This is a genomic window from Mesorhizobium wenxiniae, from assembly GCF_002284535.1.
GTDB lineage: Bacteria > Pseudomonadota > Alphaproteobacteria > Rhizobiales > Rhizobiaceae > Mesorhizobium > Mesorhizobium wenxiniae.
On sequence record NZ_NPKH01000014.1, the window covers coordinates 107,651 to 132,297 of the forward strand.

The following is a 24,647-nucleotide window of genomic DNA, read 5'->3' on the forward strand; positions in this document are numbered from 1 at the left end:
GCCTCAGTCCGGAGACCATCCAGGACTGATCGCCATCCATCACGTCCTAGCGATTAAGTTCCGGAAAATACGGATCGGAGAAAAACCGCCGGTCGCGCTCGCCTTGCAAACAGTCGACCGGTGCTGCCGCATCGACCCGGATCCGTCCTGGATCGGCCCCGGGACCGGCAACACCGCTGACCTCCAGGACCAGCTTGCGGCGTATGGCGGTCACGAATTCGGAAGCGGCATAGACCGGCAGCACGAAGGAGCCTGGCCCGCCCGTAACGCACTCGGCATAGTATTGGTCGAGATGGCTGAAGCTGGGCGACGGGCTGATCAGGATCGGCAGGCCGTTGATGACGATACCCTTTGCCACCGCGGCGTCGCGTGTCGTGGTGACGGGCATCCCGGTATTGTTGGGACCATCGCCTGAAATGTCGATGACGCTGCGCGTCGCCTCGAAAGCGCCTCCATCCAAAAGCTTGGCGCCGAAGCCGAGCGCACCGGAAATGGAGGTGCCGCGAAAGCTCCTGAATGGGCGCGCCTCGATCTTGTCGGCGAATGCGTCGGCGCTCTCAGCGTTATCGATGACCTGCCAGGCAATGACCGCATCGTCGCGGACGGTGCCTGCCCATTCGAAATAGGCCAGCGCGATGCGGCCGGTCACACCCGAACGCACCGCATCGATGAAGTCGGGGTGGCGCAGCGCCTCGACATAGCCGGCGCGCTGCAGGGCAAATTCCCTTTCGTCCATCGAGTGTGAAATGTCGACCGCCAGCACCAGTTCGACGTCCACTGCAATGGTATTGGCCGGCGCGGCCAGTGGTGCTGCCTGAGCGCAGGCAAGGCAGGCAAGCAGGCTAATGCATGTCGCCCAAAAGTGCGAAGCGGTTTCGGGGTAACGACATGCATAGAAACAAAGGCTTAAAACGTGTCGCATGAATCTCTTCAACGGGACGCGTTTTAAGCGCGTCAAGCATGGGTCCAACGCCGCGAACTTCCGCACGATGCCGGCAATATTTCGCCGCGATCACGGCGAAATAAAGCTTGGCTGCGTATCGCCGGCTACGTCTCTTGGTAGGCTGCGGCGACGGCCGGGGGTGGTTCGATCGCGCCGGCCCTGACACGGACTGGCTTGAGAGCCGGTCGGTCGACGTCTTTCACGATTGCCAACGAGCGCGGAAAGAATTCAATGTTCTGCTGGCTCCGGCCAATGTTGAGGATCGCGGCGTCGGCAAGACGCGCCTCCAGCATCGACAGCACCCGACTCAGCGTCGCGCCGTCGAACGTGTCCAAAGCCTCGTCGATGATCACCCATTTCGGCTGCCGCAAAACCAGCCGGGCAAAGGCAAGCAGGCGCTGCTCGTCATCGCTCAATTCGCGCTCCCAGCGCGCCGAGCGGTCGAGCGAGGACGACAGACGCCCAAGACCGACCTCAGCAAGCACCGCCGAGATCTCGGCGTCGCTGACCGCGGCATCGGCGTGGTTGAGCACCTCGCGCAGCGTGCCGAGCGGGAAATACGGCTTGCGGGGAACGAAGGCGGGCACCTCTCCGGCCGGCATGCCGATCCGCCCGCTTCCCCACGGCCACAGACCGGCAATGGCGCGAAAGAACAGCGTCTTGCCGGCGCGCGGATCTCCAGTGATCATGACTCGCTCGCCCGCGCGGATTTCGACATGGGGCTTGGCGAGCTTCGTACATCCATCCCGCGACGCAACCTCGAGGTTCTCGAATGTCAGGTTGCCATTCGGGTTTTCGCCGATCGTGATGCGTTCTTCGGTGTCGTGCAGCACGTCCGTTTCAACGAGCGCGATGCGGAAATCGGCGACGCGCATCAGCGTGGCGCGCCAATCGGCGATGCCGCCGATATTGTTGATGAACCAGCGCAACGAGGCATGCACCTGGTTGAAGGCGCCGACAGCCATCATGAGCCCGCCGAAGCTGATATCGCCGGCGAAATAGACCGGGGAGGCGACGAGGATCGGCGCGACGACAGTGATCCAGCCATAGGTATCGGTCACCCAGGAAAGATTGATCTGGGCGCTGTAGATGCGCCGCATCGCGCCCAGCACCGTGCCGAGGTCGAGCTCGAGCCGTCGTCTCGCGTCGGCTTCGCCGTGCGCAAGCGCGATGGCATCGACATTCTCGTTGACGCGGACCACCGAGGAGCGCAACTCCGCTTCACGCGTATAGCGGTCGCTGTTGAAGCGGATGAGCGGCCGTCCGACGAGCCAGCTCAGCCAGGAGGCGGTACCGGCATAGAGGATCGCGGCCCACACCATGTAGCCCGGAATGGCCAGCGAATAGCCGCCGATATGGAAGACGAAGCCAGAAGACAGCGACCATAAGACGCCGACGAACGAAACAAGCAAAATCAACGACTGCAACAGCCCTATGCCGAGGCCTGTGGAAAGATCGGAGAGATGTCCGGCATCTTGCTGCAGGCGCTGGTCAGGGTTGACGCCGATGGCGCCGGCGTTGGCGAGCCGGAAGGCGCGCGCCGGCCGCATCCATTCACCGATCAGATCGAGGGTCAACGCCTCACGCAGCTTCAGCCGGATCCTCTGGTCGAGCCAGGTCTGGCCGACATTGAGCACCACAAGTCCGCCGGCGATGGCGGCAAAGACCAGAAGCTGGTGCAGGAAGCCCTGCATGTCGCGCCGAGCCAGCGCGTCGTAGAAGGGCTCGTTCCAGCGATTGAGCAGAACCTGCCCGATCGACGTTGCCACAATGACGGCGACAATGCCGACGCACGCCCAGAGCAGGTGTTTGCGGATCGGTGATGTCCCCAGCGCCAGCTTGATCGTCGCCAATTGGTCGCGCAAGCTGCTGGCCTCGATCGACGCGGCAACCGGCTTGGCGCTGGCCTCTACATCCGGATGATCAGCCATTGGTGAAGTCCTTGAATTCGCAAGCGGTGCTGAAACCGGTGAACATGTCGACACATTCGGGTAGCAAACCCGCCCTCGACAGATAGGTGAGAATAAGCTCGATCCCGATCACGAAAATGTCATCGACGGCGCGGCAATGTCGCCTTCCCGGTCGGCGATATCCGGCCGAGCCTTGTGGCACCATGCGGCGAGAAAACCGGCACGAAGACGCGGCGAGATGCGCGCTGGACGACCGGCACGCCCTGATAGAGCCGCTTCTGCGCCTCGACCACGATGACGCCGGAAAAGATCGGCCAGAACCTGCGGCCGGCGCGCTCCAGTACATTGTGGAACTGCATCATGAAGCGTCGCCGCGATGGCGGGAAGAACAGGGCGTCGGACCAGGCGGCGGGCGTGAAGTTTGCTTCGCGCAGCAATTCGGTGAGCTGGCCGCGCGAAAAGGGCCGGCCGCTGCCGAACGGCGTATGCTCGAAACGGGCCCAGACACCGCGCCGGTTGGGGACGACGATGACGACGCGGCCGGCGGGCGACAGCACCCGCCAGATTTCGTTCAGCGACTCGCGCGGGTTCTCGGCATGTTCGAGTGAATGGACGAGCAGCATGCGGTCGATGGAGGCGTCGACCAGCGGCAATTCCTCATCGAAGACCAACGCGGTTGCGGTCGGCCCCGTGGCCGGCCAGACCACCGCGCCTTGCGTCGCCGGCATGAAGGCAAAGACACGCTCCGCGTCGGTTCCGAACCGCTCCAGCCACGGCAAGGTGTAACCGAGGCCGACCAGCCGCTCATTGGGCACAACAGCCCATATCGAGGACAACGCCATGGTGATCGAGCGTTCGGCCAATCGCCCGAGCGTGGTCGAATAGAAGGAGCGAAGGTCGACGATATCGGAATGCATGCGCGGCACGCTATCTTCGATGCTGTCCAAGTTCAACAAAGGCGGATGACATCCGCGGGCAAGCGCCCTATGTCTGCGGCGACTACTGCATCGGCCCGAAATCGATTTCGATTTCGGAAAGCACGATGCAGCAGATAAAGGTGTTAGAGCGTTCTTTGTGCGTCCAACTGGACGTACGGCGCTCTAGAGCAATTCCAGGAAAGTGTGAAATGGTTTTCCGTCCGGAATTGCGCAAAAACAACGAGATAGAGCGGTTCGGCGTTTCCGTGAAACGCCGAACCGCTCTAGTGGAGAGATGCTATGCCGGTTGAAATCGAACAGTTCATGTGCCGTAGCGACAATTTCGGCGTGCTGGTGCATGACCCCAAAAGCGGCCAGACCGCGATCATCGACGCGCCCGAGGAGGCGCCGATCCTGGCTGCGATCGAGCGTACCGGCTGGACGCCGACGATGATCCTGACCACCCATCACCATGTCGACCATGTCGAGGCCAATCTGGCGCTGAAGGAGCGCTTCAAGCTGCGCATCGTCGGACCGGAAGCGGAAAAGGCCAAGATCCCCGGAATCGACGAAACCGTCGAGCAGGGTTCGGTCATCCACCTCGGCGAGGAGAGGATCGACGTGATCGCCACGCCCGGCCACACGGCAGGCCATGTCTCCTATCATCTGCCGGGATCGAAAGTGGCGTTCACCGCCGATACGCTGTTCGCGCTCGGCTGCGGGCGGCTGTTCGAATGCAAGCCGCCGGTGATGTACGATTCGCTGAAAAAGCTCGCGGCACTTCCGGCCGAGACGGTCGTTTATTGCGGCCATGAATACACGCTTTCCAACGCCCGCTTCGCGCTGACCGTCGACCCGACCAATTCGGCGTTAAAGGAGCGCGCTGCGAAAATCGAGGCGCTGCGCGCCGACGGCAAGCCGACGCTGCCGACCACGATCGGCGAGGAACTGTCGACCAATCCGTTCCTGCGCTGGCACGATCCGGCAATCCGCAAGCATGTCGGCTTGGAGAACGCCTCCGACGCCGAAGTGTTCGCCGAAATTCGCAAGCGCAAGGACAATTTCTGAGCACCATTGATGGTCTGGAAACCGTGACGTTCTGGGGCCAATGACCAGTTCCGCCGAAATCATCGCAACGCTCGGCCTGAAACCGCATCCGGAAGGCGGCTGGTATGCCGAAACCTTCCGCGATGGCACGGAAGACGCGCGCGGCCATTCGACCGCGATCTATTTTCTTTTGGAGCAGGAACAAGTGTCGGCCTGGCACCGCGTCAAGGACGCGGCCGAGGTCTGGCACTTCTATGCCGGCGCGCCGCTGGCGCTGTCGATACATGGGGAAAACGGGCCGGTGATCGAGCAGGTGCTCGGCACGGCACTGGCGGCGGGCGAGCGGCCGCAGATCGTCGTGCCGGCAGGTTGGTGGCAGTCGGCACGCAGCCTGGGCGAGTGGACGCTGGTCGGCTGCACCGTGGCTCCGGGCTTCGATTTCGCCGCCTTCGAGCTGGCCGAACCGGGCTGGCAGCCGGGAACGACGTAGGTATGTTGAGATTCAGGTCAGGCCGGCATCACCCTGATATCGACATACATAACCCAACAGGAAACCCATCGTGATCCCCAGCTGGGCGGCGTAATACAGCATCCAGACCGCGTAGCGCATCCAGACACGGTGCGGCGAGATGGCGGTCAGCAGGAACTTTTCCGAGGCGAGCAGCCCGTCGGACGCCATGAACAGCACGGCGCCGCCAAAGACCCAGACATTGCTCAGGGTGAGTGCTGAAATTCCCATGGCAAGGATTGCCGCGATATAGACGCTGATCGGAAGGTGCAAGGCGGGGCCGACACGGCGCCAGAGCGAAAAAAGCATGGCGAGCGCGAACACGGCCATTGCCAGGGCAATCGACCCGCGCCACGGCTCGGCCGAGAGCAGCCCGATCCCACCGCCGGAACGCAGGAACAGCGCGATGTAAAGCCCATGCGCGACGAGAAAACTGGCCAGCCCGCCGAGAAAAGCCTTTTCATCGTCGCGCGACAGGAACGCGTCGCCGACGGCGCTGAGCGCCAGTGCCGCTACGAGCAGCCACGGACCGCCCTGCAGCGAGGCCAGCACGGCAAGCATTGCCACGGCCAGCGTCTTGACCGCAGAACGCGCAAGCGTCGGCGGCATGTCGATGATGAAGGCGTAGATCACCGCCGCCACCAGCGAAAACAGCAGCGTCGCATTGGCGTTGGCGTCAATGCCGCCGGGAAACGGCATCACGCCCCAGCCTCGCCAGTTGCCTGCTTGCGCAAGAACAGCGATTTCGCCGCAAGTGCTGCCCCGCCGGTGATCAGCACGCAGGCGGCGAGAATGCGCAGGGACGGCTCGGCGAAACCGGCTGATATCAGCACCAGCGTCGACAGCAGCGGCGCGGCATAGCTCGCCGCGCCCAGCACCTGGATGTTGCCGCGCTTGACGCCTATGTCCCAGGCGTAGAAGGCCGCGCCCACCGGCATCAGGCCGAGGCCGAGCACGGCCAGCCACTGCCCGGCGCCGACAGGCAGCACCGTCTCTTCCAGCATCAGATGGCAGACAAGGGAAAGCGCTGCCGTGGCCGCACAGAACCAGGTGACGACGCTGGTCGGCACCGACGGGAAGCGCCGCGACAGCAGCGAATAGGCCGACCACAGCACGGCGCAGACGCCAGCCATCGCATAGCCAAATGCATAGCGCGCGTCGAAGGCAAGCCCGCCGCCCTTGGTGACGATCAGGAAAGTGCCGGCAAGCCCGAGCAGCGCGCCGACGACATGGTTCCAGGCCAGCCGCTCGCCCGGCATCAGCGCCGATCCGAGCACGATCAGCAGCGGCCACAGATAGGCGATGAGACTCGCCTCCACCGCCGGCGCGTTGCGCAGCGCAGTGAAGTAGAAGAAGTGATAGCCGAACAGGCCGGCAATGCCGATCACCCACACTTGCGGCGGTATCTTCTGCCGGTTGGCGGCGGGCGGCATGAACAGCCGCGCGACGAGCCCGACGCCGGTGCCGATCGTGAAGGTGATCGCCGAAAGCAGGAATGGCGGCACCGCACCGGAAGCGTCCGTAAGCAGCGCCAGCAGCGCCCACATGGCGATCGCCGAGAAGCCGATCAGTGTTGCGCGCCCCATGTCCGTCGGCCTCATGCCTGTTTCTGGCGGCGCGCAATCGCGCCTATTCTGTTGCTTCGAACCGCTCCGCGCTGACGGTGAGAGTGCCGATTTTCGTGCTGACGGTGGCGTGGATCGGCGCATATACGCCAGTTTGACCGACCGGCGCAAATGTCACCATGATGCGGCTGCGATCCTTCAGGTACTTCAAAGCTTTGCGGTTCTTGCGGTACCCCGCCACCGGCTCAAAGCCCAGCCTGCAGGTGACGGTCTCGCCCTTGTAGCCGCGCACCGAGATCGAACCTTTCGAATAGTATGTCAGCGTCAGATTGGCGCGCATCTCGCCATCATAGAGTTTCACCGTGCGCCCGCAGACCTTGTCGAGGCTATCGGCATGGATGACGGTGGCGGCCATCGGATCGAGCACCGACGCGAGATGGCTGGCGCCCAGCGGTATCCAATTTTTGGGATTGCGCTTCTTCGGCGCAGGCACGACCTTCGTCGCGATAACAGTGCCATTGGCGAACTGGATATCGATCATCGACGCCTTCTCGCCCGACTTGTAGTCGGCGCGGAACGCTTGCGGCTGCAATTGCTTGCCCGAAATCTTGCCTTTTGACGAGACCGTGCCGCGTGTGTCGTCGAAGATTGTGGCGAGGCCGGCGCTGGAGACGCTGCCGTCGATCGAATAGGTATCGCCTTCGTAACTGCTGGAAAAGGTTGCTTTCGCCACCGAGAGGCCGAGGATCGATACCGTATACTCGCCCTTGAAGGATTGTGGCGTGGCGGCAAACGCTGCCGTTGGCAGTGCAACGGCAAGCGAGGCAAAAAGAGCAAGAGACGAACGAAGCATGGCGGGGATCGATCCTCGATTTTTCAGCGGAAGCGGACAACTCCGGCCTGGCATCTCGTTGTGCGACCGCTTATAGGCTGAATTCCGGCCTTTATGTGAAAGGCGTCGTCACACCCGTGCGCAAGCCGGAGCTTGACGCATCGGCGAAATGCAACTATGGAACGCCAACTTTTTCCATAAGGCCGCCTGACCGAAACCGCGCGCCAACCGGCGCGGGTCGAATGTTTGGCCAGACCGAGAACTGAAGGTTTAGAACCATGTCCCGCACCTGCGAACTCACTGCCAAGGCAGTCATGTCCGGCAACAATGTGAGCCACGCCAACAACAAGACCAAGCGTCGCTTCCTGCCCAATCTCGTCAATGTGACGCTGATCTCGGAAGCGCTGAACCAGAATGTGCGCCTGCGCATTTCGGCCAACGCGCTGCGTTCGGTCGAGCATCGCGGCGGCCTTGATGCTTTCCTGGCCAAGGCCGACGCCAAGGAGCTGTCGCAGCGCGCGCGCCTGCTGAAGAAGCAGATCGCCAAGAAACTTGCCGAACAGCCGGCCGCTTAATTTTTTCAGGCAACCGCCTTCCAAGGAGTGTCGTCCGAGCTCGGCATGACACCCCGCTGGTTCCATTACCCAGGATAAAAAAATGAGTTTTTTCTCCCGATACCTGCCCTTTGTTGCGGCCATGGCGCTTGTCGTGGTGGCGTCGAACATCCTTGTGCAGTTCCCGCTGCAAGGTGCGATCGGCGGCTTGTCGCTGGCCGACATTCTGACCTGGGGCGCCTTCACCTATCCCTTCTCCTTCCTGGTCACCGACCTTGCCAACCGCCGCTACGGCCCGGCCGTGGCGCGCCGGATCGTGTTTGTCGGCTTCACGGCGGCGGTGATCTGCTCGGTCGTGATCCCGCCCTTGCTGTTCCGCTACGGTCTGATCGAGTTCGAAACGGCCGCCGACCGGCTGGTGCGCATTGCGGCGGCTTCCGGCACCGCGTTCCTGATCGCGCAACTGCTCGACGTGACCGTGTTCAATCGGCTGCGCCGGCAGAGCTGGTGGCGGGCGCCGATCGTCGGCACGCTGGTCGGCTCGGTGTTCGACACCGCCGTGTTCTTCACCGTCGCCTTTTCAGCGGCCTTCGCCTTTGCCGGCCCGAACGATGGCTTCGCGCTTGAAACCGCGCCGCTGATGGGCGTGCTGCCGGTCGAGACCATGCGCTGGGTGTCATGGGCGCTCGGCGACCTCGGCGTGAAGCTGATCATCGCCGTGGTGGCGCTGATCCCCTACCGGCTGCTTGCCGCCCGCTGGAGCCAGCCGGCACTGGCGGCATAGACCATGATCCCTGAGAGTGGGTGCCGGTTTTCGGAAAAGATCATGCTCACAGGGTCTCGAGCATGATCCCATGGGTCCAGCTCGATAGCGCGAATACGCCTGACGGCGACCACGAGCTTCGCCTGAAACAACGCGGCGCCGAATTCTCGATCATGCTCGGCTCGAACGAGTTGATGAACAGCCGCCTCAGCGGCTCCGAGGAAGCGCTGGCCAGGCTGTCCTGCCAAAGGATTGCCGGCCGGCGGCAGCCGAAAATCCTGATCGGCGGGCTGGGCATGGGCTTCACGCTGCGCGCCGCCCTTGCCGAGCTTGGCGCCGATGCCGGCATTGTTGTCGCCGAGTTGGTACCCGCCGTCGTGGCGTGGGCGCGCGGCCCGATGGCCTCGGTGTTCGGTGGCTGTCTCGACGATCCGCGCGTGACCGTTCGCGAGGCGGATGTCGGACGGCTCATCAAGTTGGACGTGGCAACCTATGACGCCATCCTGCTCGACGTCGACAATGGGCCGGAAGGGATTGTCCACGGGGCCAATGACGCTCTTTACAGTATAGCCGGGTTGAACAGAGCGAGAGCAGCGCTCAAGCCCGGCGGCGTGCTGGCGGTCTGGTCGCAGGGGCCCGACAGCGGCTTTACCCGCAGACTCGAGCAGACGGGCTTCTCGGTCGAGGAAGTTAGGGTCCGCGCCAATGGCAAGCGCGGCGCCCGCCACGTCATCTGGATCGCGACCAACGAGCAATAGGCCGAATTCTCTTTGCGAAGCTGCGAACATCGAAGAGCTCGAGACGGCAGCCTCGCCATCAGCCAATCGCCGGCCGCACGTTCTCAATCCTCGTGCAGCACAAATTCCAGATAGAGATTACGCTGTAGCATCGAGTGGTTGTCGTCCGAGATCAGCGACACCATCAGTGCGCCGTCGTCGCGGGTCCAGACGTCGAGCCCTTCCATATTGTCGATCTGGTAGGCCATGTCGGCTTCCATCAGCACCGGCCCGTCGGCAACGGCGCCCTTCTCGACGCTTTCGCCATAGATGCGCCTCAGCCGCATCTTGACCCCGCCAGCCATCGAAAAGCTGCGCTCCAAAAGCAAGAGGTCGCCGTCCGGCAGGAATGCGCCGTCGGTAATGTCGAAATTGCCGTTGCGCTTGACGGTGAAGACACCCTTGTGCGGCCCTCCGATAACAGCCGCATAGATGTTGCCGGCCGTGTCGAGGCTCTTCTCCGACACCACGACCAGCCCGCCTTGGTGCTGGCCGTTAGGATGGGCGTGGGTGACGGCCTCAAAGCCGCGATTCAGGCGGAGTTCCCAGGCTGGAATCAGGGAATCCAATTGCTTGAACGGCGGCTCCATATCGTGCGGGTCGATCTTGAACTGGGAAACACGGTGGTTGCGCTCGAAGCCGACCGTGGCAATGCCACCCTTGACCGCAAGGCCTTCGGCGTCGACCTTCCATTTCTTTTCGATCAGGCCCGCCTCGTCGACCATCTGCTGCATGCGGAAATTCCGCATGCCCGATGGGCGCTTGTCCGCATCATGGGTAACCGTGCCGAAGAACCAGAAACCGGTGTCGGCGACGCCGATGAAATCACTGCCGGGCTTGAGGAAGCGAAACGCCGACAAAGCGCCGAAATCGCGTGACGGCGAGGTCATTTCCAGCCCGCCGACGAATTCGAGCGGGCCGAACCGCTTTTCGTCACGGCCGATATGAAACCGGTCTATCAGCCGTGCCGAGATTTCGATCGGCTCGACCGAAACGCTGCCCGCGGCGATGCAAGGCGACAGGGCGATGCCGGCAACGAACAGCGCTGTGACGGCGAAAAGCGTCTGCCGAAAGCCGCCCCGCGAAAAAATCATCCGGCGCGCCGCATGCCGCCGTGTCGCGTGTCCCGCGTACTTTCCTCGCCAAACAGTGAGGCCAGTTGCTCGGTCATGGCGCCGGCCAGTTCCTCGGCATCGACGATGGTGACGGCGCGGCGATAGTAGCGGGTAACATCGTGGCCGATGCCGATGGCCAAAAGCTCGACCGGCGAGCGCGTCTCGATCAGTTCGATCACCGCGCGCAGATGCCGTTCGAGATAGTTGCCCGGATTAACCGACAGCGTCGAATCGTCGACCGGCGCGCCGTCCGAGATCATCATCAGGATCTTGCGTTGCTCCGGCCGGGCGATCAGGCGGTTGTGCGCCCACAGCAGCGCCTCGCCGTCGATATTTTCCTTGAGCAGGCCCTCGCGCATCATCAGCCCGAGATTGCGGCGCGCCCGTCGCCACGGATGGTCGGCGGATTTGTAGATGATGTGGCGCAGGTCGTTGAGCCGGCCGGGATTCGGCGGCTTGCCTTCCTTCAGCCATTTCTCGCGTGCTTGCCCGCCCTTCCAGGCGCGGGTGGTGAAGCCGAGGATCTCGACCGAGACGCCGCAGCGTTCCAGCGTGCGCGCCAGAATGTCGGCGCAGGTGGCGGCGACCGTGATCGGCCGGCCGCGCATCGAGCCCGAATTGTCGAGCACCAGCGTCACCACCGTGTCGCGGAATTTGGTGTCACGTTCCTGCTTGAAGGACAGCGGCTGCATCGGATCGATGACGACGCGCACCAGCCGCGCCGGATCGAGATAACCCTCTTCGAGATCGAAATCCCAGGACCGGTTCTGCTGCGCCATCAGGCGGCGCTGCAGCCGGTTTGCCAGCCGGCCGACGACGCCGGAAAGGTTGGCAAGTTGCTTGTCGAGAAAGGCCCGCAGCCGATCCAGCTCTTCCTCTTCGCACAGGTCCTCCGCACCCACCGTCTCGTCGAAGGCGGTGGTGAAGACCTTGTAGTCGATCTCCTTCGACAGATTGGTGAAGGGATTGTCGTTGCGGCGCGCCTCGCCGGGCGTCTCGGCATCGGCGTCGTCATCGTCGGACAGGTCGTCGGCGGTGGCATCGGATGCCTCAGTCTCGGCCGATTGCTCGTCGTCGGACGACGCTTCGGTGTCGTCGGACTGCGATTGCTCGGAGCCGGAATCGTCCTCGCCGCCCTCCTCACTCTGCTCCTCGCCCTGCGGCTGGTTGTCGTCGTTGTCCTCTGAGTCTTCCGTCTCCTGGTCGTCGCCGAGTTCCTCGGCCATTTCCATGGAAGCCAGCATCTCGCGCACGACACGGGCGAAAGCCTGCTGGTCGTCGAGCTTGGCCGACAGCCCGTTGAGATCGGCGCTGGCCTTCTCCTCGACCCACGGACGCCAGAGATCGACCAGCCGCTCGCCGCTCTTTGGCACGGTGCGGCCGGTCAGCTTTTCACGCACCATCAAGGCTAGCGCTTCCTCGATCGGCGCGTCGGCCTTGTCCTTGACGTCGATAAGGTTGGCTCTGGCGTATTTGTCCTCGAGCATCGAGCCGATATTGTCGGCCACACCTTGCATGGCGCGGGAGCCGATCGCCTCGACGCGGGCCTGCTCGACCGCATCGTAGATGGCGCGGGCCTGCTTGCCTTCCGGCGCCAGCCGAGTGTGGATGCGCGTGTCGTGACAGGCGCGCTTCAACGCCATGGAATCGCCGAGCCCGCGGGTGATGGCGATATCGGCCTTCGACGCCTTTTTCGGAAGTTCAGGCAGCCGGGCGCGGCTGCCGGCCAGCGCCGGCCGATCCTTGGCGAAACCGACTTCGAGGTCCTTGTCGCCGGCAATCGCGCGCATGCAGACGGTGACGGCGCGCTTGAAGCTGTCAGCTTCAGAACCCGTCTTCGACTTGTTGCGCGTGTTGTCGCCCGGACCCGCCATCATACATCTCTATTTTGCTGCCGGCTGCTGGCCAAATTGAGCGCGAAGGTGGCCGACAACCTCTTCCACCGAGATCGTAAAGTAGCCTCCTTTCCCGCTGTCATATGCATGTCTCCACAGACTGTATCCGTTGTCAAAACCATTAGGAATCGAACCGATCCGTTCAAGTTCAATTACACTTTTTCTCAGCGCGTCGGCGGCTACAGGAAGGTGGGGGACAGTTGGTAGCTGCTTGCCGCCATTCGGAATTGGAGCGTCGGTAACTGAGACCGATACGATCGGCTGGCTTTCGCCATCGAAGTTATCGACTGCGCCAACGATTAACCGCGATGATACCGGTGTCGCGCCGCGATAAGTCCAAATTTGCCCGGCTTTGAATGGTTCATCCTGGGCCATAGCCGCCTGACAGATACCAAAGCAGAAGATTGAAAAACTCCATAGGAATATCCGGAGGATCGTTCCCATGGGATCGGTGTTACCCCAGCACCACATTGGCGGCCGATTCGGGCAGATCCTGGCCGAAAGCGCGCTGGTAGAACTCGGCAACGAGCGAGCGTTCCAGCTCGTCGCACTTGTTGAGGAAGGTCAGCCTGAACGCCATGCCGATATCGCCGAAGATCTCGGCATTCTCGGCCCAGGTGATGACCGTGCGCGGGCTCATGACAGTCGACAGGTCGCCGTTGATGAAGGCCGAACGCGTCATGTCGGCGACACGCACCATCTTGTTGACGATCTCCTTGCCCTTGCTGTCGCGATAGTGCTTGGCCTTGGCCAGCACGATGTTCACCTCATTGTCGTGCGGCAGATAGTTCAGCGTGGTGACGATCGACCAGCGATCCATCTGCGCCTGGTTGATCTGCTGGGTGCCGTGATAGAGGCCGGTGGTGTCGCCGAGACCGACGGTGTTGGCGGTGGAGAACAGCCGGAACGCCGGATGCGGGCGGATGACCCGGCTCTGGTCGAGCAGCGTCAGCCGGCCGGACGACTCCAGCACGCGCTGGATGACGAACATCACGTCCGGACGGCCGGCATCGTACTCGTCGAAGCAGAGTGCGACATTGTGCTGGTAGGCCCAGGGCAGGATGCCGTCGCGGAATTCGGTGATCTGCAGCCCTTCCTTGACGACGATGGCGTCCTTGCCGACGAGGTCGATACGGCTGACATGGCTGTCGAGATTGACGCGCACCATAGGCCAGTTGAGACGGGCGGCGACCTGCTCGATATGCGTCGACTTGCCGGTGCCGTGATAGCCCGACACCATGACGCGGCGGTTGTAGGCAAAGCCGGCGAGGATCGCCATCGTCGTGTTCTTGTCGAACAGATAGTCGGGATCGATGTCGGGCACATGCTCGCTCGTCACCGAATAGGCCGGCACCACCATCTTGGACTCGAAGCCAAATTTCTCCTTCACCGACACGGTGCTGTCGGGCAGGTTGGCGATGTCGCGATCGACCTTGTTCATCTTTATCAACGTCTCCACGGGCGAACGCCGCGTTTCGCCGGCAATCGATTTTGTTCGGGGGCGGTCTTAGAGCCTTTTCCAACCTTATGAAAGTTGGAAAACGACACGAACCGAATGGTCGCTCAGCACAATCCTGCCTGCTTGAGCACACGATAGGCCTGGAGCACATCGCGGAACCGGTCTTCCGAACCTCTGTCGCCGCCATTCGCATCCGGATGGTGGCGTTTCACCAGTTCCTTATAACGCGCCTTGATATCCTTGCCAGTCGCCTTTGTATCAAGGCCAAGCGTTTCCAGCGCCTTGGCCTCAAGCGGCTTGGCCTTGCGCTCCCGCGCTTCGCGCGGATCCTTCGGGCCTTTGAACAGGTCGAACGGATCGCGCATGCGGTTGTAGTAGCCGGCGCGGCCGGAACGCTGCTGGGCGAAATCGGGCGAGGAGCGCGTCGAGGCGCCGTTGACGCCCATCTTCCAGGTTGGCCTGTGGCCGGTCATCGCTTCCTTCTGGAAGCGGGCGATCTCGGTATCGGGGACACCGGAGAAATAATTGAAGCCCTTATTGTACTCGCGCACATGATCGAAGCAGAACTGGAAATATTCGCCCTCCTTCATGCGCCCGACCGGCGCGCGATGGGTGCCGGCCTCCTTGCAACCGTCCCATTGGCAGATCGGCGAGCGCGACTTCAGCTCCGCATCCTTCTCCGGGCGGATGCGAATTTTTTCGAAATATTTGGGGTACGGTTTCATCTCACCCATTTATGGGCTGTTCGCTGGTGCGAAACAAGAATTGACATTTTTGCAATGATCGCCCTAACCGCTGAATCGGGGCATAAAGCGGGCGATCGGCGAATTTTGTCGCGGCGACGGTACCGCGCTTCCTTCCGGACGCGCAAAGGGCGCCGATTTTCGAGGGTCATGCGCCCGTATATGTGGTGAAGGGAAGTACGAATGTCCATACAGTCAACGATGGAAGGCAAGTTGAAGAAGGCGTTCTCGCCGGAGCGGCTGGTGATCATCAACGAAAGCCATCTGCATGCCGGCCATCACCATCAGGATTCCGACCATCACGGCACTTATGACGGCACCGGCGAGACGCATTTCCGCGTCCGCATCGTCTCCTCAGCCTTTGCCGGCATGAGCCGAATCGAGCGCCATCGCGCGGTCAACGCATTGCTGGCCGACGAGCTGAATGCTGGTGTCCACGCGCTGGCGATCGAGCCGGCCGCGCCGGACGAAAAGACCAGGTGGTAGGCTTCAGCCGAGCGCCGCCTTCAGGAAAGTCATCACTGCACGGGTCAAGGTGTCTCCTTCGCCGAAGTCGCGGTTGATCGACATGTGCGAATAAGCGCTGCCGTCGAACAGTGTCACCTCCGTTCCGGTCGCCCGCAGGCGCTCGGCGAAGGCCCGTGAGGCCGCCGCACGACCCGATGCGCGCGAATAGGCGATAAAGGTCGGCGGATGTTTGCGGCTCCCGACATGGGTCGCAGGCGACAGCACGCGCCACTGCGACGGGTCGGGAAAGGCCCGGGCATAGGCCGGTGTCATGCCGCCGCTCCTCGCAAGCGCCTCCAGATCATAGGCCCTGGTATCGTTCAGAACCAGCGCCGCGACGCCGGGCAGACCGCCGCGCAGCCCGGTCAGTGCGGCGAGATGGCTGCCGGCCGAATGGCCCATCACCGCTATCCGGTTCGGATCGCCGCCGTATCTGGCGATGTTGGCGCGCACGTAACGATATGCCTGCTCGACATCGTTGGCCTGGGTGGCGACATCAGCCTTAGGCAGCATCCGGTAGTCGATCGAGACGAAGCAGAAGCCATTGTCGAGCAGGAAGCGCGGCTTGACGTCGACGTTGGTGCGATTGCCGGCTCGCCAGGCACCGCCATGGATGAAAAGGACCACAGGCAGGGAGCTAGCGCCAGCGCGCGCGTAGATGTCGAGCCTGGCCGGTCCGTAGTCGAAAGTTTGCGGAGATGGCAAAAGCCGGCGCGGCGCCGCCGAAGCGCTGGCCGGCAACAAAGCCATCGACATCAAAAGCAGGATTCGCCGATCGATCACCGTCATCTCCAGACAGCCCAGCCGAAAAGTGCACGCCAGCGCTCGAGCGTGCAGTCAAGGATTGGTGAGCCGCGACAGAACCTACCAGAACTAGATGTCACCGGCCGGCCTGATCCTCAGCCTTGCAATCCGGTTCTTGTCGCGCTTCATGACGACGAAGCGCTTGCCGTGAAAGGTGAACGCCTGCTTCTCGTCCGGGATCAATTGCGTCTCGTGGATGACGAGACCGGCAATGGTGGTGGCTTCTTCGTCCGGCAGGTCCCAGGCGAGCGCCCGATTCAGGTCTCGGATCGACACAGTGCCGTCGACGACGACGGAGCCGTCGGCTTCCTGCTTGACGCCCTGCACGTCGATGTCGTGCTCGTCGGCGATCTCGCCGACGATTTCCTCGATGATGTCCTCCAGCGTCACCAGCCCCTCGACCTCGCCATACTCGTCGACGACGACTGCGAAATGCGCCTTGCGACGCAGGAAGGCGTTGAGCTGTTCCTGCAGTGTCGTGGTATCGGGCACGAACCACGGTTTTGAAGCGATCTTCATCACGTCGATCTTGGAAAAGTCGTTGCCGACATCGTTCAGCGCGCGCAGCAGGTCCTTGGCATGCAGAACGCCGACGATGTTGTCGAGCGAGCCCTTCCACAAGGGCATGCGGGTATGCGGGCTCTGCAGGATCTCGCGCACCACCGCTTCCGGCGGATTGTCGGCATTGACCGAGCGCATGTTGGTGCGGTGGACCATGACATCGGACACTTCGAGCTCGTCGAGATCGGACAGGCGGCCGATGCGGGCGCGATCCACGCGCACCACCTGGCCGTCGCGCCGAAAATCGTCGACGGCGCCTCGCGCTTCATCATGGTTCGAATGCTGCGGCTCGATGCGCTGCAGTTCATAGCCGAAGGCAGCGAGCAGGCGCGCGCGAAAGGCGAAAGCGAGCAGCCCGAGCCCGGCCAAGACACCAGCGGCAATCCAGCCGGCCTCGTTCATCCCGGGCGGCTCTTCTGCTGACCCGGGCTGCCTTTCGGCTGACCCGGGCGGTTCTCCCTCAGAAACGACAGCACTTCTGACCCCGGCACATCCTTGGCGATGAAGGCCTGGCCGATGCCGCGCGTCAGGATGAAGGTTAGCGCGCCGCGCGAAACCTTCTTGTCCTGGGTGATGAAGGCAAGCAGCGCTTCGGCATCAGGCAATTCACCCGGAATATCGGCCATGCGCCAGGGCAGGCCAACAGCGCGAAGATGCGCCTCGACGCGCGCCGCATCGTCGGGACTTGCCAGGTTGAGGCGTGACGAAAAGCGATAAGCCAGCGCCATGCCGATGGCGACTCCTTCGCCGTGGACGAGACGGGCGCTGTCATAGTGGGTGGCGGCCTCGAGCGCATGGCCGAACGTGTGGCCGAGATTGAGCAGCGCGCGGTCGCCGGTCTCGAACTCGTCGCGGGCGACGACATCGGCCTTGGCGCGGCAGGCTTCGGCGATGGCCTCGGCCCGCTCCGGGCCGCCGGCGAACACTTGGGCCCAGTTTTCCTCCAGCCAGGCGAAGAAGTCGGGGCGATCGATGAGCCCGTATTTGGCGAGTTCGGCGTAACCCGCCCGGAAATCCCGGATCGGCAGCGTATCGAGCACTTCGGTGTCGGCAAGCACCAGTTTCGGCTGATGGAAGACGCCGACGAGGTTCTTGCCGCGCGCACTGTTGATGCCGGTCTTGCCGCCGACTGAAGAGTCGACCTGCGCCAGCAGCGAAGTCGGGACCTGCACGAAATTCATGCCGCGGCGCACGATGCCGGCGGCAAATCCGGCCAGATCGCCGATGACACCGCCACCGAGCGCGATGACGACATCGCCGCGTTCCAGTCTTGCGGCGAGCACGCCGTCCACCACCTCTTCGAGATGCGCGAAACTCTTGGTCTTTTCCCCAGCCGGCAACGTGATTTCGGCGGGCTGGATGCCGCCCTTTTCAAGGCCGGCCTTCAACGTCTCGAGGTGTGCTGCGGCGACGTTGACGTCGGTGACCACTGCGGCGCGCGTGCCGGGCAGGCGGCGCGAAATTTCGCTGCCGGCGCGCAAAAGCAGGCCGGAGCCGATCAATATGTCATAGGCACGATCGCCGAGCCCGACTTCGACGGTGACGTTCGTATTGGTGCTCACGACCGCACCTCGCCTGTCGCGGCCGCAACGCCGAAATACCCGCAAAGCGCATTCACCACCTCGGCCGCGATGACCTCCTTGCGATCGTCGCGGGTCGGCACGGTGACATCGGCGGCTGCGTAGACCGGATAGCGCTCAGCCATCAACCGCTCGATCACGGCGCGGGGGTCGGCGCTTTTCAGGAGCGGCCGGTTCTGCTTCTTGGAAACGCGGTCCATCAAGAGGTCGATCTCGGCCTTCAGCCATACCGACACGCCATGGCCGGCAATGGCCTCCCGCGTCTGCGCACTCATGAAGGCGCCGCCGCCCGTCGACAGCACCTGCGGACCATGTTCCAGCACGCGCAGGATGACCCGCTGCTCCAGCGCCCGGAACTCGGTCTCGCCATAGCGTTCGAACAATTCAGGGACGCTCATGCGCGACACGCTTTCGATCTCCTGATCGCTGTCGATGAAAGGCAGTCCCAGGATGCCCGCCACCTTGCGGCCGATCGCCGTCTTGCCGGCGCCCATAAGGCCGACAAAGACGATGGAACGGTTGCCCAGCCGGCCGAGCAGCGCGGCATGGCTCTCATCGGGAGGATTTGCTGGTAGTGCGTTCATGACACCATGATGTTTCTAAGCAGGTTCCGCCAAGTGTCCTACGGTTTGGCGACAAGAACTGCGACAAGCCAAAGAATCTAAGCAGGCATTCGTGGGCCAGCCCACGAATGCCTGCTTAGGCCCTCCTTGTCGGCGTATCGACATCAAAAGCCTGATTGCGTCAAGCGTGGCGGCGCCGAGCGTCGTCCGAGCTTCGCCCTTGAATTGGCCGGATTGGCGTCTCATAAGGGCACAGGGTTTGGAAACGCAGAACAAGAAGACGGGCGAAAATTGATGCCGACACTGTTCCGCTTTGTCGTGACGCTCACGATTCTGGCCGGCATTGTCTATGGCACGATGTTCGCTCTGGCGATATTCGTCGAGCCGAGAAAGACCGAAATGAGCGTACGCATTCCTCCCGAAAAGCTGAACCCCAAGAAAAACTGACCCAAAAGAGAAAAACTGACCCAAAAGAAATGAATAGCGCGGCCCGCATCGAAGCCTTTTTGGAAATGATGAGTGCCGAGCGCGGCGCTGCCGAAAACACGCTTTCCAGCTATCGCCGCGACCTAGAAGACGCTTCGGCCGAGATCGACGGCGGGCTCGCGGGTGCCGCCGCCGCCGATATCCGCGGCTATCTCGACGAGATCGCGGCGCGCGGTTTTGCTGCCACCTCGCAGGCACGCAAACTGTCGGCGATCCGCCAGTTCTTCAAGTTCCTCTATGCAGAAGGCCTGCGCGGCGACGACCCGACCGGAACCTTGGACAGTCCGAAGAAGGGCCGGCCGCTGCCGAAGACGATGAGCGAGGCCGACACCGGCCGGCTGATCGACCGTGCAGCGCAGGAGGCAGCTGACGCCTCGCTGAACGATGGCGACAACCTGGCGGCGCTGCGCCTGCATGCCCTAGTCGAGGTGCTCTACGCCACCGGCCTGCGCGTTTCCGAACTGGTCGGCCTGCCGGTCACGGTGGCGCTGCGCGACGATCGTTTCTTCATGGTGCGCGGCAAGGGTGACAAGGAACGCATGGTGCCGCTGTCGGCAAAGGCGCGCATGGCAATGCGGGCCTGGCTGGCTGCCCGGGCAACGGTGCCGGCTTTCGCAGATAGCCCGTTCCTTTTTCCAGCAGCAAGCGACAGCGGCTATCTCTCCAGGCAGGTTTTCGCCCGCGACCTGAAGGGCCTTGCCGCGCGCGCCGGCATCGCCTCTGCGAAAATATCGCCGCATGTGCTGCGCCATGCTTTCGCCAGCCATCTCCTGCAGAACGGCGCCGATCTCAGGGCCGTGCAGCAGTTGCTTGGCCATGCCGATATTTCAACGACGCAGATTTACACGCATGTTCTGGAGGAGCGGCTGGTGCGGCTGGTCAACGATCATCACCCGCTTGCCGACTAGACGTCATATCGCTATGTGAGGACGACGTTCCACCGCCCGGCGACTCTATTTCCCAGGTTCCGTCAGTCATTGCCTCCCGGCTTATCGGTCCGCTCAAGAATGTACAATTACCTCGATTTCGAAAAGCCGGTTGCCGATCTCGAAGGCAAGATTGTCGAGCTGAAGAAGCTCGCAGAGAATGGCGAGGCGGTCGATGTCGGCGATGAGATCAGCCGTCTCGAGAAACGCGTGCGTGACGCATTGCGCGACACTTATAGGGCGCTGACCCCGTGGCAGAAGGTGCAGGTGGCGCGCCATCCGGACAGACCGCATTGCGTCGACTACATAAAGGGCCTGTTCAACGATTTCACGCCGCTTGCTGGCGACCGCAATTTCGGCGAGGACCAGGCGATCGTCGGCGGCTTCGCCCGCTTCCGCGGCGAGCCGGTGGCGATCATCGGCCAGGAAAAGGGTTCCGACACGGCCAGCCGGCTGAAGCATAATTTCGGCTCGGTACGGCCGGAGGGCTATCGCAAGGCGGTGCGGCTGATGGAACTCGCCGATCGCTTCAACATCCCGTTGCTGACGCTGGTCGACACGGCCGGCGCCTATCCCGGCGTCAATGCCGAGGAGCGCGGCCAGGCCGAAGCCATCGCCCGCTCGACCTCGGCCTGTCTCGGCCTGAAGGTGCCGTCGATCTCGGTGGTCATCGGCGAAGGCGGCTCGGGCGGTGCCATCGCCATCGCCACCGCCAACCGCGTCTACATGCTCGAACATGCCATCTATTCGGTGATCTCGCCGGAGGGCGCCGCCTCGATCCTGTGGCGCGACACCACCCGCTCGAAGGATGCGGCGACCAACATGAAGATCACCGCCCAGGATCTGCTGGAGCTGAAGATCATCGACGCCATCATTCCCGAACCGCTCGGCGGCGCCCATCGTGGCCCGGAAACGGTGATTGCCGCCACCGGCGACCTCATCGCCAAGACGATGAAGGAGTTCTCCGGCGCCAACACCGATTTTCGCGAGCAGCGCCGCGAAAAATACCTGGCTATGGGGCGAAACCTTTAGCGCAAGATGGGTGTCCGCGCCGTAATGTGGCGAGATTGAGCGCTTCCGCCACAAAAATGCCGCGGCATTCGGTTCAATCAAATTGCTGTAAGGGGATGCGTCCGGCGCTTGCGGTAAGGAATTTTCAAGGTTAACGGGCTTAGGGTTGGGCCTGACGGCGCTGATGCCTGCGGTCCGAAAGAAAAGACATAGCCATATCCATGTTTGCCAAGCTTGCCCGCACCGGACTTCTGATTGCCGCGATAGGCGTCGCCGGCTGCAATGATTCTTCGATGAAGGATTTTGCCCCCCACGCCAATAAGCCGCTGCCCGACAAGATCCTGGCCAGCATGAACGCCAAGGGCATGACCCGCACCTCGCCGGTGATGGCCCGCATCTTCAAGGAAGAGGGCAAGCTCGAAATCTGGAAGGCCAAGACCAACGGCCGCTACGACTTGGTCGCCAGCTACGACATCTGCAAATGGTCGGGCAAGCTGGGCCCCAAATTCACCGAAGGCGACCGCCAGGCGCCGGAAGGCTTCTATACGGTCCGTCCGGCGCAGATGAATCCGCGGTCGAGCTACCACCTTGCGTTCAACATCGGTTATCCCAACGCCTACGACCGCGCCAATGGCCGCACCGGTTCCCATCTGATGGTCCATGGCGCCTGCTCGTCGTCGGGCTGCTATTCGATGACCGACGCACAGATCGAGCAAATCTACGCCTTCGGCCGCGACGCTTTCCAGGGCGGCCAGACCGAGTTCCAGATCCAGGCCTTTCCGTTCCGCATGACCGCCGCCAACATGGCGCGCTATCGCAAAGATCCGAACTACGAATTCTGGAAGATGCTCAAGGTCGGCTACGACAATTTCGAGATCACCAAAGTGCCGCCGAAGGTCGATGTCTGCGAGAAGCGCTATGTCTTCAACCAGGTCGCGGCTGACGGCGCGACCTTCGATCCGGCCGGCGCCTGCCCCGCGACCACGCAGCCGGATTCGCTGAAGAGCGCCTTCAATGCCTATCAGAGCACCTACGAAGCGGCTTTTAACGGCGCGGTCAAGGCTAGCGTGCCGGCGCCCAAGCCGACCATCGCCGGGATCAAGGAAGCCAGCATCGTCTCCGAGTGGTCGAAGAAGCGCGCCCGTGGCGAACGCGTGCCGATCGAGCCGCCCTCGCTTAACGCCGACGGCTCGTTGACGGCGACGGCGCGCATGGGCCGCATCGATTCGCCGGCCGGCCGCAAGATGGCCGCGCTCGACGCGGAGAAGGCCGCCAAGCAGAAGGCCGAGGAGCAAAGGCTTGCCGCGATAGAAGCAGCCAAGGCCGAGAAAGAGGCAGCTAAGGCTCAGGCTCTGGCTGAAGAGGAAGCGGTCCGGGCCGCAGCCGAAGCGCCTGTCGCCACTGCAAACGTCGTGCCCTCCGAGGCCGCCGCGGCAATCGAAACGCACGCGGCGAGTGCCGACGAAAGCACGACGACAAGGCTGAAGAAGAAGCTGCTCGGCATGTTCGGCGGCTGAGGTTCATGCTTGAACAAGAAGATGGGGGCCAAGAAGACAGGCCCTCAACCAGCCACGCCGCCGTCTACGATCTCAAAGGCCTGAACTGCCCGTTGCCGGTGCTCAAGGCAAAAAAGCGGTTGGCAACAATGCAGCCGGGCAGCCGCCTGTGGCTTGAAACCACTGATCCCCTCGCCGTCATCGACATTCCCGCCTTCTGCACCGAGAGCGGCCATCGATTGATCGAAACGGCAGCGATATCAGGCGGCCATCGCTTCCTCGTCGAGCGCGGCGGTGGCTGAGTCTCAACTTAGCTCGTTCTGGAGAAAGCGGCTGAGCCGACAATCTCCCTTGAGGGGGAGATGCCAAGTTTTGGCAAAGAGGGCAGGCCAGAGAGGTTGCCGCGCGTGAAGCGCCAACCTTTTCTTTCGTCCTGCGGGGCGTCGCACCAGCCGAGGCGACCCCCTCTGTCGCCTTCGGCGACATCTCCCCTCAAGGAGGGAGATTGGTTGCTGCACGGACGCCGCCAGCTCCGGACCGTTTGCAATTCCGTTAGAGGACAGTGCGGCGTTCGGAAATTGAAGCTACCGCCCGGCGATGGCCAGCGGGTTGTTTTCCAGCGCTGCGCGGTCCGGTGTGTCGATCGACGGCCGGCTGGTGACGGCGGCAAACAGCCGGCGGACGTAGTCTTCCGGCATGTCGAGCGTGATCAGCACCAGCCTTGTGCCGCGTTGACCGTCCGGCCAGGACGGCAGCCGCGCCGGCGGATGAAGGATCTTCTGTACGCCGTGGACGACCAGCGGCCGCGACGGGTCTTCCAGCAATTCGATGACGCCCTTCATGCGCAACAGGCGCTCGCCATGCGCCGATCGCAACAGGTCAAAGAACATCTCGATCGCCGAAAACGGCACCGGCCCTTCATGAACCAACGAGTAGGAGCGCACGCGGGAATCGTGCCGATGGTCGTGATCATGGTCGCCGTGGTCATGATCGCCATGGTGATCATGGGCGGCTTCCTCGCCCAGCCAGCGCCGCACGTCGGCGGACTTGGTGGCCGGGTTGTAAAGGCCGCAATCGAACAGCGCCGCCACATCGGTCCTTCTGTCACCCGCATCGAGCAGCTCGGCACCCGGATTGATCTGCCGCAGCCGGGCGCGCAAGGCCTCGACGTCGCGCGGATCGGTGGCCAGATCGGCTTTCGTCAGCACGATGCGGTCGGCGACGGCCACCTGCTTCACCGCCTCGACATGGGCGTCGAGCGTCGCATTGCCGTTGACCGCGTCGACCAACGTGATGACGCCGTCGAGCCGGAAGGCGTGGACCAGCGCCGGATGCGCCATGATCGACTGCAGCACCGGCGCCGGATCGGCGAGGCCCGTGGTTTCGATGACGACACGGGCGAGCCGGGCGATACGGCCGGTCTGCAGCCGGTCGACGAGATCGGCCAGCGTATCGACCAGTTCGCCGCGCACCGTGCAGCAGAGACAGCCGTCGGAAAGCTGGATGATGCCGTCTGAGGCCTGTTCGACCAGGAGATGGTCGATCGCCACCTCGCCGAACTCGTTGATGATGACCGCGGTGTCGGCAAGTGCGGGATCCCTGAGCAGCCGGTTGAGCAGCGTCGTCTTGCCGGCGCCGAGAAAGCCGGTCAGCACCGAGACGGCGATGGGAAAGCCGCTGCTCATC

General features: G+C 62.8%; 27 protein-coding genes. 11 read left to right on the forward strand and 16 right to left on the reverse strand.

Going from position 1 to position 24,647, the window contains the following annotated elements; all coding sequences use genetic code 11:
• Positions 1–46 precede the first annotated feature (46 nt).
• The 3 genes from CIT31_RS05695 to CIT31_RS05705 all read right to left on the reverse strand — a co-directional run bounded on the left by CIT31_RS05695 (position 47) and on the right by CIT31_RS05705 (position 3,770).
• The gene (locus CIT31_RS05695) at positions 47–847 is read right to left on the reverse strand and encodes a DUF1194 domain-containing protein (RefSeq protein WP_280950317.1); all 801 of its coding nucleotides are present in this window, start codon (positions 845–847) and stop codon (positions 47–49) included.
• A 200-nt stretch (positions 848–1,047) separates the two neighbouring features.
• Entirely contained in the window at positions 1,048–2,874 is a 1,827-nt protein-coding gene (locus CIT31_RS05700) for an ABC transporter ATP-binding protein/permease (protein WP_095517821.1), read from the reverse strand.
• Positions 2,875–2,993: 119 nt separating this feature from the next.
• The gene (locus CIT31_RS05705) at positions 2,994–3,770 is read right to left on the reverse strand and encodes a class I SAM-dependent methyltransferase (protein WP_095518096.1); all 777 of its coding nucleotides are present in this window, start codon (positions 3,768–3,770) and stop codon (positions 2,994–2,996) included.
• Between the two features lie 300 nt (positions 3,771–4,070).
• Here CIT31_RS05705 and gloB point away from each other — a divergent pair, with 300 nt between their 5' ends.
• Complete coding sequence (gene gloB / locus CIT31_RS05710) at positions 4,071–4,838, forward strand: hydroxyacylglutathione hydrolase (protein WP_095517822.1); 768 nt, start codon at positions 4,071–4,073, stop codon at positions 4,836–4,838.
• Between the two features lie 40 nt (positions 4,839–4,878).
• On the forward strand, positions 4,879–5,307 hold the full coding sequence (locus CIT31_RS05715; protein WP_029348628.1) for a cupin domain-containing protein: 429 nt from the start codon (positions 4,879–4,881) through the stop codon (positions 5,305–5,307).
• A gap of 12 nt (positions 5,308–5,319) precedes the next feature.
• Here CIT31_RS05715 and CIT31_RS05720 read toward each other — a convergent pair whose 3' ends face one another.
• From CIT31_RS05720 to CIT31_RS05730, 3 genes are read right to left on the reverse strand one after another with little or no spacing between them, the layout of a single operon-like run.
• A complete protein-coding gene (locus CIT31_RS05720; RefSeq protein WP_095517823.1) occupies positions 5,320–6,024 on the reverse strand; it encodes a lysoplasmalogenase in 705 nt (234 codons plus the stop codon).
• Positions 6,024–6,911: an aromatic amino acid exporter YddG gene (gene yddG / locus CIT31_RS05725; protein ID WP_029348630.1), complete on the reverse strand. Its 888-nt coding sequence runs from the start codon at positions 6,909–6,911 to the stop codon at positions 6,024–6,026. The genes CIT31_RS05720 and yddG overlap by 1 nt, the downstream gene beginning before the upstream one ends.
• Positions 6,912–6,954: 43 nt before the next feature.
• Positions 6,955–7,743 carry a DUF3108 domain-containing protein gene (locus tag CIT31_RS05730; protein WP_095517824.1) on the reverse strand — a complete coding sequence of 263 codons (789 nt, stop codon included), beginning with the start codon at positions 7,741–7,743 and terminating at the stop codon, positions 6,955–6,957.
• A gap of 257 nt (positions 7,744–8,000) precedes the next feature.
• Between CIT31_RS05730 and rpmB the strand changes: the two genes are divergently transcribed.
• The 3 genes from rpmB to CIT31_RS05745 all read left to right on the forward strand — a co-directional run bounded on the left by rpmB (position 8,001) and on the right by CIT31_RS05745 (position 9,797).
• On the forward strand, positions 8,001–8,297 hold the full coding sequence (gene rpmB, locus CIT31_RS05735) for a 50S ribosomal protein L28 (protein ID WP_006328411.1): 297 nt from the start codon (positions 8,001–8,003) through the stop codon (positions 8,295–8,297).
• Between the two features lie 82 nt (positions 8,298–8,379).
• Positions 8,380–9,060 carry a queuosine precursor transporter gene (locus CIT31_RS05740; protein WP_029348632.1) on the forward strand — a complete coding sequence of 227 codons (681 nt, stop codon included), beginning with the start codon at positions 8,380–8,382 and terminating at the stop codon, positions 9,058–9,060.
• A 62-nt stretch (positions 9,061–9,122) separates the two neighbouring features.
• Complete coding sequence (locus CIT31_RS05745) at positions 9,123–9,797, forward strand: spermidine synthase (protein ID WP_095517825.1); 675 nt, start codon at positions 9,123–9,125, stop codon at positions 9,795–9,797.
• Positions 9,798–9,880: 83 nt separating this feature from the next.
• Here CIT31_RS05745 and CIT31_RS05750 read toward each other — a convergent pair whose 3' ends face one another.
• The 5 genes from CIT31_RS05750 to CIT31_RS05770 form a co-directional block, all read right to left on the reverse strand.
• The gene (locus CIT31_RS05750) at positions 9,881–10,909 is read right to left on the reverse strand and encodes an esterase-like activity of phytase family protein (RefSeq protein WP_095517826.1); all 1,029 of its coding nucleotides are present in this window, start codon (positions 10,907–10,909) and stop codon (positions 9,881–9,883) included.
• Positions 10,906–12,804, reverse strand: coding sequence for a cobaltochelatase subunit CobT (gene cobT / locus CIT31_RS05755; protein ID WP_095518097.1), 1,899 nt, complete (start codon positions 12,802–12,804; stop codon positions 10,906–10,908). Before cobT ends, CIT31_RS05750 begins: the two co-directional genes overlap by 4 nt.
• Before the next feature lie 9 nt (positions 12,805–12,813).
• Positions 12,814–13,269 carry a hypothetical protein gene (locus CIT31_RS05760; RefSeq protein WP_095518098.1) on the reverse strand — a complete coding sequence of 152 codons (456 nt, stop codon included), beginning with the start codon at positions 13,267–13,269 and terminating at the stop codon, positions 12,814–12,816.
• Between the two features lie 10 nt (positions 13,270–13,279).
• Complete coding sequence (gene cobS, locus CIT31_RS05765; RefSeq protein WP_065007510.1) at positions 13,280–14,266, reverse strand: cobaltochelatase subunit CobS; 987 nt, start codon at positions 14,264–14,266, stop codon at positions 13,280–13,282.
• A gap of 122 nt (positions 14,267–14,388) precedes the next feature.
• The gene (locus CIT31_RS05770; RefSeq protein WP_036262308.1) at positions 14,389–15,018 is read right to left on the reverse strand and encodes a J domain-containing protein; all 630 of its coding nucleotides are present in this window, start codon (positions 15,016–15,018) and stop codon (positions 14,389–14,391) included.
• A 192-nt stretch (positions 15,019–15,210) separates the two neighbouring features.
• Here CIT31_RS05770 and CIT31_RS05775 point away from each other — a divergent pair, with 192 nt between their 5' ends.
• Positions 15,211–15,513 carry a BolA family protein gene (locus tag CIT31_RS05775; RefSeq protein WP_095517827.1) on the forward strand — a complete coding sequence of 101 codons (303 nt, stop codon included), beginning with the start codon at positions 15,211–15,213 and terminating at the stop codon, positions 15,511–15,513.
• A 3-nt stretch (positions 15,514–15,516) separates the two neighbouring features.
• Here the strand turns inward: CIT31_RS05775 and CIT31_RS05780 are convergent, their stop codons facing one another.
• From CIT31_RS05780 to CIT31_RS05795, 4 genes are all read right to left on the reverse strand, one after another.
• Positions 15,517–16,317, reverse strand: coding sequence for an alpha/beta hydrolase (locus tag CIT31_RS05780; protein ID WP_065007511.1), 801 nt, complete (start codon positions 16,315–16,317; stop codon positions 15,517–15,519).
• Between the two features lie 90 nt (positions 16,318–16,407).
• Positions 16,408–17,301 carry an HlyC/CorC family transporter gene (locus CIT31_RS05785; RefSeq protein ID WP_095517828.1) on the reverse strand — a complete coding sequence of 298 codons (894 nt, stop codon included), beginning with the start codon at positions 17,299–17,301 and terminating at the stop codon, positions 16,408–16,410.
• Complete coding sequence (gene aroB / locus CIT31_RS05790) at positions 17,298–18,461, reverse strand: 3-dehydroquinate synthase (protein ID WP_095517829.1); 1,164 nt, start codon at positions 18,459–18,461, stop codon at positions 17,298–17,300. Before aroB ends, CIT31_RS05785 begins: the two co-directional genes overlap by 4 nt.
• Positions 18,458–19,063 carry a shikimate kinase gene (locus tag CIT31_RS05795; RefSeq protein ID WP_029348639.1) on the reverse strand — a complete coding sequence of 202 codons (606 nt, stop codon included), beginning with the start codon at positions 19,061–19,063 and terminating at the stop codon, positions 18,458–18,460. Before CIT31_RS05795 ends, aroB begins: the two co-directional genes overlap by 4 nt.
• 273 nt (positions 19,064–19,336) lie before the next feature.
• On the opposite strand from CIT31_RS05795, the gene CIT31_RS05800 reads away from it, so the two are divergent.
• The 5 genes from CIT31_RS05800 to CIT31_RS05820 all read left to right on the forward strand — a co-directional run bounded on the left by CIT31_RS05800 (position 19,337) and on the right by CIT31_RS05820 (position 23,263).
• Positions 19,337–19,489, forward strand: coding sequence for a histidine kinase (locus CIT31_RS05800; protein ID WP_095517830.1), 153 nt, complete (start codon positions 19,337–19,339; stop codon positions 19,487–19,489).
• A gap of 29 nt (positions 19,490–19,518) precedes the next feature.
• Positions 19,519–20,436, forward strand: a complete 918-nt coding sequence (locus CIT31_RS05805) for a site-specific tyrosine recombinase XerD (protein ID WP_095517831.1) — start codon at positions 19,519–19,521, stop codon at positions 20,434–20,436.
• Positions 20,437–20,535: 99 nt separating this feature from the next.
• Positions 20,536–21,486, forward strand: coding sequence for an acetyl-CoA carboxylase carboxyltransferase subunit alpha (locus tag CIT31_RS05810; RefSeq protein WP_029348641.1), 951 nt, complete (start codon positions 20,536–20,538; stop codon positions 21,484–21,486).
• Positions 21,487–21,686: 200 nt separating this feature from the next.
• The gene (locus CIT31_RS05815; protein ID WP_095517832.1) at positions 21,687–22,982 is read left to right on the forward strand and encodes a L,D-transpeptidase family protein; all 1,296 of its coding nucleotides are present in this window, start codon (positions 21,687–21,689) and stop codon (positions 22,980–22,982) included.
• 5 nt (positions 22,983–22,987) lie between these two features.
• The gene (locus tag CIT31_RS05820; protein ID WP_095517833.1) at positions 22,988–23,263 is read left to right on the forward strand and encodes a sulfurtransferase TusA family protein; all 276 of its coding nucleotides are present in this window, start codon (positions 22,988–22,990) and stop codon (positions 23,261–23,263) included.
• Positions 23,264–23,545: 282 nt separating this feature from the next.
• On the opposite strand, the gene CIT31_RS05825 is transcribed toward CIT31_RS05820, so the two are convergent.
• The gene (locus CIT31_RS05825) at positions 23,546–24,646 is read right to left on the reverse strand and encodes a CobW family GTP-binding protein (protein WP_095517834.1); all 1,101 of its coding nucleotides are present in this window, start codon (positions 24,644–24,646) and stop codon (positions 23,546–23,548) included.
• Position 24,647 lies beyond the last annotated feature (1 nt).